Annotated in this window: 12 protein-coding genes; 8 read left to right on the plus strand and 4 right to left on the minus strand. The window is 65.3% G+C overall.

Going from position 1 to position 13,745, the window contains the following annotated elements:
- Positions 1 to 81 precede the first annotated feature (81 nt).
- Together G6N81_RS09100 and G6N81_RS09105 are read right to left on the minus strand one after the other, a co-directional pair.
- Entirely contained in the window at positions 82 to 1,194 is a 1,113-nt protein-coding gene (locus tag G6N81_RS09100; RefSeq protein ID WP_165135907.1) for a Dyp-type peroxidase, read from the minus strand.
- Positions 1,191 to 2,480, minus strand: a complete 1,290-nt coding sequence (locus G6N81_RS09105) for a NosD domain-containing protein (protein ID WP_165135911.1) — start codon at positions 2,478 to 2,480, stop codon at positions 1,191 to 1,193. The genes G6N81_RS09100 and G6N81_RS09105 overlap by 4 nt, the downstream gene beginning before the upstream one ends.
- A gap of 88 nt (positions 2,481 to 2,568) precedes the next feature.
- Between G6N81_RS09105 and G6N81_RS09110 the strand changes: the two genes are divergently transcribed.
- The 7 genes from G6N81_RS09110 to G6N81_RS09140 all read left to right on the plus strand — a co-directional run bounded on the left by G6N81_RS09110 (position 2,569) and on the right by G6N81_RS09140 (position 9,911).
- Entirely contained in the window at positions 2,569 to 2,997 is a 429-nt protein-coding gene (locus G6N81_RS09110) for a MarR family winged helix-turn-helix transcriptional regulator (protein ID WP_241244938.1), read from the plus strand.
- A gap of 2 nt (positions 2,998 to 2,999) precedes the next feature.
- Positions 3,000 to 4,337, plus strand: coding sequence for an MFS transporter (locus tag G6N81_RS09115; protein WP_165135917.1), 1,338 nt, complete (start codon positions 3,000 to 3,002; stop codon positions 4,335 to 4,337).
- Between the two features lie 57 nt (positions 4,338 to 4,394).
- Complete coding sequence (locus G6N81_RS09120; protein WP_165135920.1) at positions 4,395 to 5,444, plus strand: lipoate-protein ligase LplAB; 1,050 nt, start codon at positions 4,395 to 4,397, stop codon at positions 5,442 to 5,444.
- Positions 5,441 to 6,382, plus strand: a complete 942-nt coding sequence (locus G6N81_RS09125; protein ID WP_241244939.1) for a DNA-methyltransferase — start codon at positions 5,441 to 5,443, stop codon at positions 6,380 to 6,382. The genes G6N81_RS09120 and G6N81_RS09125 overlap by 4 nt, the downstream gene beginning before the upstream one ends.
- 66 nt (positions 6,383 to 6,448) lie before the next feature.
- Entirely contained in the window at positions 6,449 to 7,555 is a 1,107-nt protein-coding gene (locus G6N81_RS09130; RefSeq protein ID WP_165135923.1) for a GNAT family N-acetyltransferase, read from the plus strand.
- 154 nt (positions 7,556 to 7,709) lie between these two features.
- Positions 7,710 to 8,702 carry an LLM class F420-dependent oxidoreductase gene (locus G6N81_RS09135; RefSeq protein WP_165135926.1) on the plus strand — a complete coding sequence of 331 codons (993 nt, stop codon included), beginning with the start codon at positions 7,710 to 7,712 and terminating at the stop codon, positions 8,700 to 8,702.
- Between the two features lie 57 nt (positions 8,703 to 8,759).
- A complete protein-coding gene (locus G6N81_RS09140) occupies positions 8,760 to 9,911 on the plus strand; it encodes an AI-2E family transporter (protein ID WP_165135929.1) in 1,152 nt (383 codons plus the stop codon).
- A gap of 66 nt (positions 9,912 to 9,977) precedes the next feature.
- Here the strand turns inward: G6N81_RS09140 and pgm are convergent, their stop codons facing one another.
- On the minus strand, positions 9,978 to 11,621 hold the full coding sequence (gene pgm, locus G6N81_RS09145; protein WP_165135932.1) for a phosphoglucomutase (alpha-D-glucose-1,6-bisphosphate-dependent): 1,644 nt from the start codon (positions 11,619 to 11,621) through the stop codon (positions 9,978 to 9,980).
- Between the two features lie 66 nt (positions 11,622 to 11,687).
- Between pgm and pheA the strand changes: the two genes are divergently transcribed.
- The gene (gene pheA / locus G6N81_RS09150) at positions 11,688 to 12,641 is read left to right on the plus strand and encodes a prephenate dehydratase (protein ID WP_165135935.1); all 954 of its coding nucleotides are present in this window, start codon (positions 11,688 to 11,690) and stop codon (positions 12,639 to 12,641) included.
- Between the two features lie 12 nt (positions 12,642 to 12,653).
- Here pheA and G6N81_RS09155 read toward each other — a convergent pair whose 3' ends face one another.
- On the minus strand, positions 12,654 to 13,703 hold the full coding sequence (locus G6N81_RS09155; RefSeq protein WP_165135938.1) for an LLM class flavin-dependent oxidoreductase: 1,050 nt from the start codon (positions 13,701 to 13,703) through the stop codon (positions 12,654 to 12,656).
- Positions 13,704 to 13,745 lie beyond the last annotated feature (42 nt).

Raw genomic sequence — 13,745 nt, forward strand, 5'->3', positions numbered from 1 at the left:
AAACCGCATCTCTGAAGACAGGCGTGATGAGTAACGTCCTGACCGTGCTTGCGTTTCCTTCGCGCGGCGCGTTCCGGCGACTTACGCAGTGCTGAAGTCGTGGCCAGGGACGAAGAAACAGCCCGACGCATCCGTCACGGTATGGCGGATGAGGTCGTCCGCTTCGTCCAGCCGCCGCTGTGTGAGGGTGAACGTGTGCGGGTCTGCCATAAACGCCACGAAGATCAGTCCGGCACCCGTGGGCGGATCGAAGCCGTAGCTACGCCGGAGCATGAGGCCGCGGCCGATGTTGGCCGGATGGGCACGCCGCGCGTGACTGTGGACGGGCGTTGCGAGCGTTCCATCCGGCGCTTTGGCGAGCAGGTCCACATCGTCCATCGTGTCCCCGCCCGACAACGGTGCGCCCGTGTCGCGGCGTCGCCCGATGGCATGTTCCTGCTGCGCGGTGGACAGCGCGAGAAAGTCGGTCGCGATGAACATCCGTCGCACCACCATGAACGTGTCGCCACGATCCGGATCGGTCCACACTCCTGCGTTCTGTTCTTCGCGGGTGCGGGGGTTGACGATGCCGTCGACGAATCCGATCGGGGTGCGTGCGGTTCCCTCCGGCGTCGGCGCGTCGCGGTACCCGCGCTCTGACCACAGCGGACGTGCGCCAGCGCCGAGTGCCTGGCCGAGACTGGCCGCCACGTCAATGACAGCGGCAGCGGTTTCCGCGCATACCTGGAGGAGCAGATCGCCTCCGCGAACGATGTCATCGACGTCGTTCGCGAATGCCGGAAGGTCGTCGTGTGCGCACCTGTCGGGCCAGATTTGGCGGGCGCGTTCGATCCCGAACCCGGCAGTGACGGTCAGGGCGCCGGAATCGTCTGGGACGTCGGGTGTGGCCTCAATTGCTGTTCGTGCCGCCGCAACAAGCTCATCGTCGCTGGCGTTGGCGAAGGAATATGCCGTCACGAGTACATACCGTTGTGGAACGGCTGGGACGGTAATACCCGGGAGGAGAGGCCCGGCGGGCGCGGGCGTCGCCTCGGCCGCACTCACATCGGGAGAACCGCCGGGAGTGGCGCCACGCGCAACCCACCCGATCGCGCCCGCAACCGCCGCAGTGCCCGCCGCGACGAAGAGGTCACGGCGCTGAACACCGACTCTGCTCTCGGGGGCGTCAGGTCCGTTGCCCTCCGCGGGGCTCACCGTGCGCCCTCGGTCAGGAAGTTGTCGGCGGGAACGTCCACGGAATCCAGGTCGGGGAACGAGATGTGGTCTGGCAACTGCGTGGGCTCCGTTCCGGCCGCGCCGGCGTCGGGTTGGGGTCCGGGGAGTTCCACCTGCGAGAACGCAACGCCCTGCGGAGCATCCGGCTGGGTAAACGAGCCGACGGGTGTGGGGGCGCCGCAGTCGGCGTCCGCCAGGCCGGCAGGCTCGGTGACCACGTTCGTGTCCAGGTCGAAGCAGTTCGCTCCATCGCCGATTGCCGGCGTGTAGGCCACATCAATTCCGTTGCCGCCGAACACCCCACCGGAGAGGACGTTGTCATACGGGGCGAAGTCTTCTGACGAGGAAATCCACACGCCGACGTTGTCGTTCCCGGTGATCCGGTTGCGCGACACATCCGCATCGATCGTTCCGGACAATCCCACACCGATTCCGAACGCTCCGCCGGCCTGTACCGGAGTCTCCCGCTCGTTGTTGTCGGAGATGACGTTGCCGATGATCCGCACGCCGCGGCTCGGCCCGTGCGCCTCGAGATAGTTGCTGAGAACGCTCACCCCGATGCGGTTGTTCGTGATCTGGTTCCCTGTGATCACAACGCTGTTCGATGCGTTCGCCAGTTCGATGCCGACAGCATTGCGCTCAACGATGTTCCCCTCCACAAGGGCGTTGCACGTGTCGCACTGCCCGACATAGATCCCCGAGTCGGAACCACCGGTGGCGACGTTGTTTCGGATCACGCCCTCTGTGCGGTTGAAAGCGTAGATGCCATAGAGGCCGTTGTTGGACGAGGTGACGTTCTGCACGAGGTAGCCGGGAACAAGGTCCGGAGCGTCTTCCGGCACGTATCCGTCGGGGCCGCGAGCGATTCCGGCGCCGGTGTCATCGGTCAAGCCCGTGATCAGAACACCGTTTTGGAGGTAGTTCCGCACGGTGAGGTTTTCTACAGTGACGCGTTCGCCGGTCGCAATAACACCGCTGGACAGCGCCAGGTCTCCGTCGAGGATCACCTCGTTGCGGTCTTCGCCGCGGATCGTGACATCGGACCCGCGCACCTCGATCGTCTCGTTGTATGTTCCGGGCGCGATGAGGATGACGCCGCCATCAGCGACGAGTGCTCCCGCGTCGGTCAGACTCGCGTCCGCCGGGACGCGCACCACGTCTTGGGTCTGTCCGTCACTCCCGCCAGAGCACGCGGACAACGCCGCTGCGAGGAGGACAACACTCGCGCCCGCGATCATTCTCATGCCCTGCATACGATTCGCCATAGAAGCCTCCTCGGGCATTATTCCGCACGCGGCTGGGCCACGGATTCTCAGCCACCGTCGAAGATCGTTAGTTATGCTAACTCTTAGCATGGTTAACGAACACGCATCTCAAGAAGCCTCCGACATCCGTGCGGCGACGCTGCGGCTCGCTCGGCGTATCCGGCAACAGCGGTCAATCGCCACGATGTCCGACGGTCAGTTTGCGGTTCTCGTCAATGTGTACTTGCACGGACCGCACACCCTCTCCGCACTGGCCGAGCGCGATGGTGTCACGGCGCCGTCGATGAACCGCACCGTGAACTGCCTCGAAGAGCTCGGGTACGTTACCCGCGCCTCCGACGACGAGGATCGCCGTAAGGTGCGCATCGCCATCACCGAACAAGGCTCAGCGGTTGTCGACGACACGGTGCAGCGCCGCGACGGCTGGCTGCAGGGCGTGCTCGACACCCTCGAACCCGATGACCGCGCCACCCTGCACGCCGCGGCCCAGATCATCCTGCGGGAGGTGCACAGATGAAGATGTTCCGCTCGCTTAAGCTGTTCAACTTCCGCATCTGGTTCCTCGGAGCCCTGGTCTCGAACGTCGGCGCCTGGATGCAGGCAACGGCGCAGGACTGGGTCGTGCTCACGGAACTCACCGACCACGATGCCACGGCCGTCGGGCTCACGATGGCGTTCCAGTTCGGCCCGCCGCTGGTTCTCGTGGGGGTCACGGGCTGGGTCGCCGACCGCTTCGACCGGCGAACGCTGCTGCTGATCACCCAGTCCGTGCTCGGGCTCATCTCCGTGGCGATCGGTGTTCTGCTGATCCTCGATGTGATGACGCTGCCGATCATGTACGCGTTCGCCATCGCCTTCGGCGTCGCGAACGCATTCGATAGCCCCGCGCGCCAGGCGTTCGTCTCGGACATCGTGGGCAGATCACAGGCGTCGAACGCTGTTGCCCTGAACTCCGCATCGTTCAACATGGCCCGGCTCATCGGTCCCGCTGCTGGCGCCATTTTGCTGATCGCGGTCGGAAGCGGCTGGGTGTTCGTCATCAACGCGGTCACCTTCCTCGCGATGATCGCCGCGCTGGCGTTCCTGCGCACGGACGAACTGCAGCCGCGCGTGCTGCAGGCGAAGGGCGGCGGGCGGCTGATCGACGGCTTCCGCTATGTGACGGGACGCAAGGATCTCGTGATCGCCTTCATCATGGCGTTCTTGATGGGAGCCTTCGGGCTGAACTTCCCGATCTTCTCCTCCACCATGGCGATTGAATTCGGGCGGGACGCCGACGGCTATGGGCTGCTCTCCTCGTCGCTTGCTCTGGGATCCCTCGCCGGGGCATTGCTCGCCGCGAGGCGCGATCGTGCCCGGCTGCGCGTGGTCATGCTCGCCTCCGCCTGTTTCGGCGTCTCGCTTCTCGTCGCCTCGCAGATGCCGGGCTACTGGGCGTATGCCGCGGTGTGCATCGTCATCGGGTTCACCAGCGTGACGATGCTCACCACCACCAACGGGTACGTGCAGACCACAACCGATCCGGCGCTCCGCGGCCGGGTTCTGGCGCTGTACCTTGCCGTGATCATGGGGGCCACCCCCGTTGGTGCCCCGCTCGTTGGCGCGATCAGCGATGCCTGGGGGCCGCGCGTTGCGTTGCTGTTCGGAGCGGGCGCCGGGCTGGTCGCCGCCGCAATCGGTGCGGGGTGGTTGCTGTTCTCCGGCCGGGTACGCCGGGCCGAGGCGTTCCGGATCACGATCGATGAGACCCGTCCCATCACCATCGTGAACGAGGTGATTCCCGAACAGTTCAGCGATCAGGGAGCCCAGACGACTCCGATTCGCGCCGTTTTGGAGGAGGACCGAAAGCGGCCCTGATGGTCCTCTCCCACACCATGGGGGTGCGTGCAGGGGGTGCGCCGTAGGCTTGACCCCATGCATGGCGAGTACAAGGTGCCCGGTGGAAAGCTCGTGGTTGTCGACCTCGAGACTGCTGGCGGCAAGATCAGCGAGTTCGCGCTCGCCGGTGACTTCTTTTTGGAGCCCGACGAGGCGCTGATCGACATCAACGCCGCGGTGACGGGGCTGCCGGAAACGGCCGACGTTCCGACGATCGCGGCCGCGATTCGCCAGGCGCTTCCGGGCGGTGCCCAGCTGCTCGGGTTCACGCCCGAGGCGGTCGGAACGGCCGTTCGACGGGCGCTGGCAACGGCCTCGTCGTGGGGTGACTTCGACTGGGAGATCATCGACGACCCGGCCGTTTCCCCGCTCGTCAACCTCGCGCTTGACGAGGTGCTTACCGAACGCGTCGGTGATGGCCGCAGGCGACCCACTCTGCGGATCTGGGAGTGGGACAGCTCCGCCGTGGTCATCGGGTCGTTCCAGTCTTACAAGAACGAGGTGGACCCGGACGGGGCGAAGAAGCACGGCTTCGACGTTGTGCGCCGCATCTCGGGCGGCGGTGCCATGCTGATGGGCGCCGAGCAGATCATCACGTACTCGCTCTACGTTCCCGCATCGCTCGTGGCCGGTCTGACATTCGCCGACTCGTATGCGTTCCTCGACGACTGGGTGCTCCAGGCACTGCGTGGCATCGGCATTGAGGCGACGTATCAGCCGCTCAACGACATTGCGAGCCCGCACGGCAAGATCGGCGGCGCGGCGCAGAAGCGTCTCGCGAATGGCGGCATCCTGCATCACGCCACGCTCAGCTACGACATCGACGGACAGATGATGACCGAGGTGCTGCGCATCGGGCGCGAGAAACTCAGCGACAAGGGAACCACCTCGGCGGCCAAGCGCGTCGACCCGCTCCGGACCCAGACGGGAATGGCCCGGCGCGACATCATCGACGCGTTCATCGCCCAGTTCCAGACGTTCACGGGAGCCGAACGCGGCACTGTCAGCGCCGAAGAGCTCGCCGCGGCGGAGGAACTTGTTCGCACCAAGTTCTCCACGCACTCCTGGCTGCACCGCGTCCCGTGACCTTCACGACTCCGCAGGGCGGGCTGCGCGTCGCCGCGCCCGTTGCGATCCACCACGGCGACAACCTCGAGGTCATCCAGACGCTGCCCGATGCGGCGTTCACCATGATCTATCTCGACCCGCCGTTCAACACGGGCCGCAAGCGCCAGCACACCACGCAGACCGTCACACACGCTCCCGATGCGGTGAACATCGGCGCCGTCGAGGACGACGCCGGGGGAGCGCTGTTCGGTGATGCCTTTCTCAACGCCACCGAGAACCCGGTCTGGAACGGCTTCCACGGCCGTAAATATGAGCGCGTGCGTCAGACGCTCACCACGTTCGACGATCGTTTCGACGATTACTGGGCGTTTCTCGAACCGCGGCTTACCGAGGCCTGGCGGCTGCTGGCCGAGGACGGAACGCTGTATCTCCACCTCGACTATCGCGAGGCGCACTACGCGAAGGTGATGCTGGACGCCGTCTTCGGGCGCGATCACTTCCTCAACGAGCTGATCTGGGCCTACGACTACGGGGCCAAGAGCCGGTCCCGGTGGCCAACGAAGCACGACACGATTCTGGTCTACGTCAAGAACCCCGATAAGTACTTCTTCGACTCCGACGCTGTCGACCGTGAGCCCTACATGGCTCCGGGGCTCGTGGACAGTGAGAAGGTGGCACGCGGCAAGCTGCCCACCGACGTGTGGTGGCACACAATCGTGCCCACCAGCGGCGCCGAGCGCACCGGCTATCCCACGCAGAAGCCCGAGGGCATTCTGAAGCGGATGGTGCAAGCATCGACGCGGCCAGGGGACCGGGTGCTGGACTTCTTCGCGGGGTCGGGAACAACGGGAGCTGTCGCCTCGAAGCTCGGACGTCAGGCGGTTCTTGTCGACGGCAATCCGCGCGCAATCGAGATCATGCAGAAGCGGATGCCGCATGCGATTGTGATTCGCTAGCGGCGGCATATTCCGGTTTCGACACGTGATGTGCAGCCCTGGCAGTATTTCGCTATCGTCGGGTGGATGACCGTCACTCTCCGGCCTTTGGATATCGACGATGACGCCGATCGCGCGAGCCTGATCGAGTTCCTCACCTCGAACGAGTTCCCGTTTCATGTGCGACGCCGGGTCGATGTCGCGGCAGTGGAAGAACGCATCGCCGACGGCGATTTCTCGGCGCCCAGCCATGCTGCGCTGCGCATCGAGGACGACGGAAACCTGATCGGTATCGTCGTCCTCGACGACCTTGACGACGGTGATCCCCTGTTCGATGTGCGCCTTGCCGAGAAGTTCCGGGGGAAGGGCCTGGGCGTTCAGGCGCTCACCGCGCTCGCCGACTATGTGTTTCGTGCCTACCCCGACGTCGACAGGATCGAGGGGCAAACGCGTGACGACAACCGTGCCATGCGGCGATCGATGCTGCGCGCGGGTTTTGTCAAAGAGGCGCACTATCGCGGCGGGTGGCCGACCGACGCCGGCCCGCGCGACTCGATCGCCTACGGCCTACTGCGATCTGACCACGAGAGTGGCACCGTGACGCCGTTGACGTGGGACGACGAAGCGCCGGAGCGGGCAGGAGGGCCGTCTACTGCCGTGCCGATCCGAACCGATCGCCTCACCCTGCGACCACATCTGCAGAGCGACACCGATGCCTTGTTCGGCATTTATTCGCGCCCCGACGTTGTTAAGTACCTGCTGGAAGAGGCATGGTCGCCCGATACCGCCGTCGAGAAAATTCGCCTTCGCACGTCACGCAACGATCTCGACGGACCCGCCGGTGCCCTCGCGCTCGTGATCACGCGCAAGGGCGTTGTCATCGGCGACGTGGCGGTCTGGTGGACCGATCGCGAACGGAAGGTCGCCGAGATCGGATGGGTTCTCAGCCCCGACCACGCCGGCCAGGGCTTCGCGACCGAAGCTGTTTCGGCAGCGTTGAACCTGGCCTTCGACCGCTTCGGCGCGCATCGCCTTGTTGCGCAGATGGACGCCCGAAACGCGGCATCGGCGGCACTCGCCACACGCGTCGGTATGGTGCGCGAGGGTCATCACCGACAGGACTGGTGGAGCAAAGGGGAATGGACGGACACCCTGGTATACGCAATGCTGGCCGACGATCGTCCGGCGGCGTAGCGCGACGGTTTCTGTTGTCGTGATCGTTCCGGCCGTCGGAGCTTCACTCGGTTGGTGCGCGCCGCATCGGGTGAAGATGCCGTGCTTCATGCACGCCCGATAGCGATTTCCTATACCTCTTCGGCGCCGGGGGCTGTCGCGCTAGCGTTGCACCATGCGCTTTGGAACCTTTATCCCGCAGGGCTGGCGATTCGATCTCGTCGGCATCGATCCTTCCGAGCAGTGGGCCACAATGCAGCGGCTCGCCCAACGTGCCGACGATGGCCCGTGGGAGTCGCTGTGGGTCTACGACCACTTCCACACAACGCCCGTGCCAAGCGAGGAGGCAACGCACGAGGCCTGGACGCTGATGTCCGCCTTCGCCGCGTCGACATCGCGCATCCGCCTGGGTCAGATGTGCACTTGCATGGGTTACCGCAACCCCGCGTATCTCGCGAAGGTCGCCGCGACGGTTGATCACGTCTCGAGCGGACGCGTCGAGATGGGCATCGGCGGCGGCTGGTACGAGCACGAGTGGCGCGCCTATGGCTACGGGTTCCCGGCGATCGGCGATCGCCTGCGTGCCTTGCGCGAGGGCGTCGAGATCATGAAGCAGGGATGGGAGACGGGCCGGGCAACGCTCGACGGACGCTACTTCCAGGTGGACGGGGCCATTGTGCAGCCGCAGCCGATTCAGCAGCCAGGTATTCCGATCTGGGTGGCCGGCGGCGGAGAGAAGGTCACACTGAAGATCGCCGCGACCTACGCCTCGTACACGAACTTCGGCAGCGCAAATGTCGATGAATTCCGGCACAAGAACCAGGTGCTCCAGGGCCACTGCGATGCGCTCGGGCGTGACCACACGGAGATCACCCGGTCGACGAGCATCAACGTTGTTCTCGGCGAGAACCAGGCGGACGTGAACGATCGCCTCGCGCGCATCACCGACCGCGCGAACCGCTTTGTGCCCGAATCCGGACGCGAGCGATTCCTGGAGGACATCGCCCCGGCGTCTCCGGGAATTGGCACACCCGAACAGGTGGCTGAGCACCTGCAGGCGCTGAAAGAGGCCGGCGTCGACTACACCATCGCCTACTTCCCCGAGCTGGCCTACGACACCTCGGGCGCCGAGCTTTTCGAGAAGCAGGTGATCCCGGCACTCGCCTGACACCGACGTTGAGGGCGATCGGGCAGGATGGGCGATAGCTACTCACAAGGGGGACGCATGTTCGGCAACAATCGACGTACTCCTCCCGCCGTCGCGCGGGAGATCGTGAAGAAGGCCGAAGCGCCGAGATCGCTGTGGCGCGACCATTTCGGCACGCTGGCCACACGTTCTGTGCAGATCATCGCGATCGGTGTTTTTGCGGCGGCGCTCGTGTGGTCGCTGCACACCATCACCGTCGTGGTGATCCCCGTTATCCTCGCGCTGATCTTTGCGGCGGCGTTCGAGCCGATCATGCGTCGCCTGCGCCTGGTGATGCCATCTCTGCTGGCCACCGTGATCGTCCTGCTGGCGATCGTCGGGGTGATCGGCGGTGTCATCTGGGCGATGGTGCGCGCCATTCTGGCGCAGTGGAACGATCTGTACACCAGCGCTGAAAGTGGTGTTCAGCAGATTCTCGTCTGGGTGAACGAACTGCCCTTCGCACCTGACGAAGAGCAGCTGCTGGAGTGGTGGCAGTCGATTCAAGACTTCGTCCTCAGCGCGCAGTTCGGCTCCGCTGTCGGTAGCGGTGCGTTGGCCGGTGTCAGCGCGATCGCCTCGTTCGTGACGGGCCTCGTGCTGATGACGGTTGTGCTGTTCTTCTTCCTCAAGGACGGCCCGCAGATCTGGACCTTCCTGATCCGGCCCTTCGAGGGCGGCTGGCGCGACCGCATGGAGCGCGTCGGCTCGAAGAGCGTCAGCACGCTTGGCGCCTACGTTCGCGGAACGGCGGCCGTCGCCGCGGTCGATGCGATCGGTATCGGAGTTGGTCTGGCGATTCTGCAGGTTCCCATGTGGTTCCCGCTGATGCTCGTGGTGTTCCTGCTGTCGTTCATCCCGATCGTGGGTGCCACGCTGGCCGGAATTCTCGCGGCGCTCGTCGGCCTCGTCGATGGCGGCCTGTGGACGGCCATCATCATCGTCATCATCGTGATCGGTGTGAACCAGCTCGAGAGCAACTTCCTGCAGCCGGTCCTCATGGGACGCACGCTCAAGCTGCACGCTCTCGCGATCCTCGTCGCGTTGATGGTCGGTACCGTTCTCGCCGGCATTCTCGGCGCCGTTCTCGCGGTGCCGCTGGCAGCGGTGGCCTGGGGCATCATCCAGGTCTGGGACGGCGAGAACCTTCCCGCGCGCTGGGCGCGCCCGAAGGAGAAGAAAGAGCTGTAACGGCTCCTCCAACGCACTGGGCGTCATCCTCCGCGCGGAGGATGACGCCCAGTGCGTATGTGCGGGTCAGGCGCCGAGGATCTGATCCACGATCGCCGCAGCCTCGCGCTGCACCTCGGCAAGGTGCTGGGGGCCCTTGAGGCTCTCGGCGTACAGCTTGTACACGTCTTCTGTTCCCGACGGGCGCGCGGCAAACCACGCGAACTCGGTCTGCACCTTGAGTCCACCGATGGCCGCACCATTGCCCGGAGCATGCGACAGCTTGGCCGTGATCGGGTCGCCGGCCAGAGTCTCGGCCGTGACGTCCTCCGGCGAAAGCTTCTTCAGCGCCGCCTTCTGCGCGGGCGTCGCCGGCGCGTCAACGCGCGCATAGCTCGACGCGCCATATTCGGCCTCGAGCTCGGCATATCGTTGCGATGGAGTCTTCCCGGTAACGGCGATGATTTCGGCCGCCAGCAGGCAGAGGATGATGCCGTCCTTGTCCGTTGTCCATACGCCGCCATCGCGGCGCAGGAACGACGCACCCGCCGACTCCTCACCGCCGAAGGCGACAGAACTGTCGATCAGGCCCGGCACGAACCACTTGAATCCGACGGGAACCTCAAGCATGGTGCGCCGCAGGGATGCGGTGACCCGGTCGATCATCATCGACGAGACAAGCGTCTTGCCCACCGCCGAGTTCTCTTCCCACCCGGAACGGTGCGAGAACAGATACTCGATCGCGACGGCCAGATAGTGGTTCGGGTTCATCAGTCCCGCGTCGGGCGTGACAATGCCGTGACGGTCGGCGTCGGCATCGTTGCCGGTGAGAACGTCGAACTCGTCCTTACGCGCCACAACGGACGCCATCGCCGACGGCGACGATGGATCCATGCGGATCTTCTCGTCCCAGTCCAGGGTCATAAAGCGCCACGTGGGGTCGACATCGGGGTTGACCACCGTCAGGTCGATTCCGTAGACCTCGGCGATCAGCTGCCAGTACTCCACCGACGCGCCGCCCATGGGGTCAGTGCCAATGCGCACACCGGCGTCGCGGATCGCATCCATGTCGATGATGTTGCCGAGATCGCGCACATACGCATCACGGAAGTCGTAGCTGGCGATGTGATCGCGCTCGATATCGGCGAAGCGCACGCGCTTGACGCCCTCGAGGCCGCCCGCGATGAGCTCGTTGGCGCGATCCGCGATCCAGTTCGTTGCATCCGTGTCGGCGGGGCCACCGTGCGGAGGGTTGTACTTGAAACCGCCATCCTGCGGAGGGTTGTGGCTGGGGGTTACGACGATGCCATCAGCGAGACCGGGGTCGTCCGTCAACTTGCCGACGTTGTGGGCAATGATCGCGTGGCTGAGCGCTGGGGTCGGCACCCACGCATCGTGCGTATCGATGCGAACATCGACCTCGTTGGCCACAAGCACCTCGATCGCTGTGTGCTCCGCCGGAAGCGACAGCGCGTGCGTATCGCGTCCGAGGAACAACGGTCCGCCGATGCCCTGCTGCGCGCGATAATCGACGATCGCCTGCGTCGTCGCGAGGATGTGATCCTCGTTGAACGCGGTCGCGAGACTGGATCCGCGGTGGCCGCTGGTACCGAAGGCCACGCGCTGCGCGGCGACCTGTGGATCGGGGCGCAGATCGTAGTACGCCGCAATCAGCGCGTCGATGTCTGTCAGGTCGCTGGCTTCTGCGGGAAGTCCTGCTCGACTGGTCATGGTGCCAGTCTGCCAGGGCGTGCCGTACGTCGCGAGATCTCGTGACACCGCATTAGAGTTTCAAGCATGTCGACAGCTTCCGCCGGAACCCGCACGTACAGCTACCTCGGGCCTGCGGGAACCTTTACGGAGGCTGCGCTCGGGCAGGTGCGCGAGGCGGAGGGCCAGAATTGGCATCCCGTCGCCAACGTGGGCGCGGCTCTCGACGACGTTGCATCCGGGCGATCCGATGCCGCAATGATCGCGATCGAGAACACCGTCGAGGGTGGTGTCTCCAGCGCCCAGGACGCCCTGGCGAACACGCCGGGTCTGCGGATTATCGGCGAGTACCTCGTGCCCGTGAGCTTCGTCCTTGTCGCTCCGCGCGGCACCACGCTCGATCAGGTGGCCGAGGTGGCCGCCCACCCCGTCGCGTATGCGCAATGCCTTGAATGGTTGGGGAAGAACGTCCCCGGACACAGCCCCGTTGTTGCCGCCAGCAATGTCGCCAGCGCGATTGGCGTGCTCGACGGCACCCTGCCCGCACAGGCCGCGATCGCCGCGCCCGGCGTTGTGAACCACTACGACGTTGAGGTCCTGGCCGAGGGAATCGGCGACAACCCCGACGCGGTCACGCGCTTCGTGCTCGTCACCCGCACGGCGCTACCGCCCGCGCGCACCGGGGCCGACAAAACATCACTCATCGTCGAGCTGCCGAAGGAAGTGCCCGGGGCGCTCGTCGACATGCTCGAGCAGTTCGCAACGCGCGGCATCAACCTCAGCCTCATCCAGTCGCGGCCGATCGGCGACCGCCTGGGCCGCTACCGCTTCGTCATCGACGCCGATGGTCACATCGCCGATGAGCGCATGGCCGACGCACTCATGGGCCTGAAGAGGTTCAGCCCCAACGTGATCTACCTCGGTTCGTACCCCCGGGCCGACCACGAGCAGAACCGCTACAACCCGCGGTACGCGGACGCCAGCTTTGCCGATGCCCGTGACTGGCTGCGCGACCTTCTCTCGGGAGCAGACCCCGCCTGAGGTGGGTGGGCGTTACATCGCGTCGGCGAGCAACTCCAGGGTCTGGGCGCGACCGGTCGGTTCGTCCAGCGGCTCGTCGGCGTACGCGCCGTCGCCCGAGGAGACCATGATCTCGGCCACCTCGTTCTTCTCGGCAAACTCACGAAGGCGCTGAGCGACAGACGTGGGGGTTCCGATAAACCACCGGCGGCGCATCTGCTCGATGAACGAGTCCTCGAGCGCATCCGAGGCCGCGGCCTTGGCTTCGTCGATTGTCTCGATCGGCCGCATGGGCTTATTGGTGCGCAGACGCGCGAACTGGCGCATCTGCGGCAGCGCACGCTCGAACGCCTCGTCTTCTGTTGGCGCGACGACGATGTTGGCGGTGACGAACGATTCCGGGGCCGGGTGGCGTTCCGAGGGCTGATAGCCCTGGCGGTAGAGGGCCATCGCCCGCTCCAGGCCCTCTCCGGCGAAGTGGTTCGCGAAAACGTAGGGCAGGCCCATCTGCGCGGCGAGCTGCGCGGAGAAGTCACTTGAGCCGAGCAACCACACGGTGGGCGAGCTGGTCGCGGCCGGGGTTGCTGTTACCGCGTAGGTGCCGCCGGACGTGAACCGTACCGTGGCGCCCTCGGGGCTCATCAGCTCCTGGATGTCGCGCACGTGATCGGGGAACTGCTGCGCTTCACTCGTCGTTCCGGATCGCCGCAGCAGCTGAGTGATCACAGGGTCGGAGCCAGGCGCGCGGCCGAGGCCCAGGTCGATGCGCCCCGGCGCGATCGCTTCCAGGGCAGCAAACTGTTCGCCAACGATGAGCGGCGCGTGATTGGGCAGCATCACCCCACCCGATCCGAGCCGGATGCGCGATGTGTGAGCGGTGGCCGCCGCGATCAGCACGGGAGGGGTGGTCGATGCCACCGCCTTCATGTTGTGGTGTTCGGCGAACCAGTAGCGCCGATAGCCCAGATCATCGGCCTTCTTCGCGAGCAGCATCGACGCGGCGATGGCCTGCGGGGTTGTCTGCCCCGTGCGAACCGGGACGAGATCGAGAACGGAGAGCGCGGGCGTAGACGAGGAGCTCATTTCACCTGACAACACATCACGTGTCGGAGTTATTCCTGCCTC

Origin of the sequence: Microbacterium amylolyticum (assembly GCF_011046975.1) — a bacterium.
GTDB classification, from domain to species: Bacteria; Actinomycetota; Actinomycetes; order Actinomycetales; family Microbacteriaceae; genus Microbacterium; species Microbacterium amylolyticum.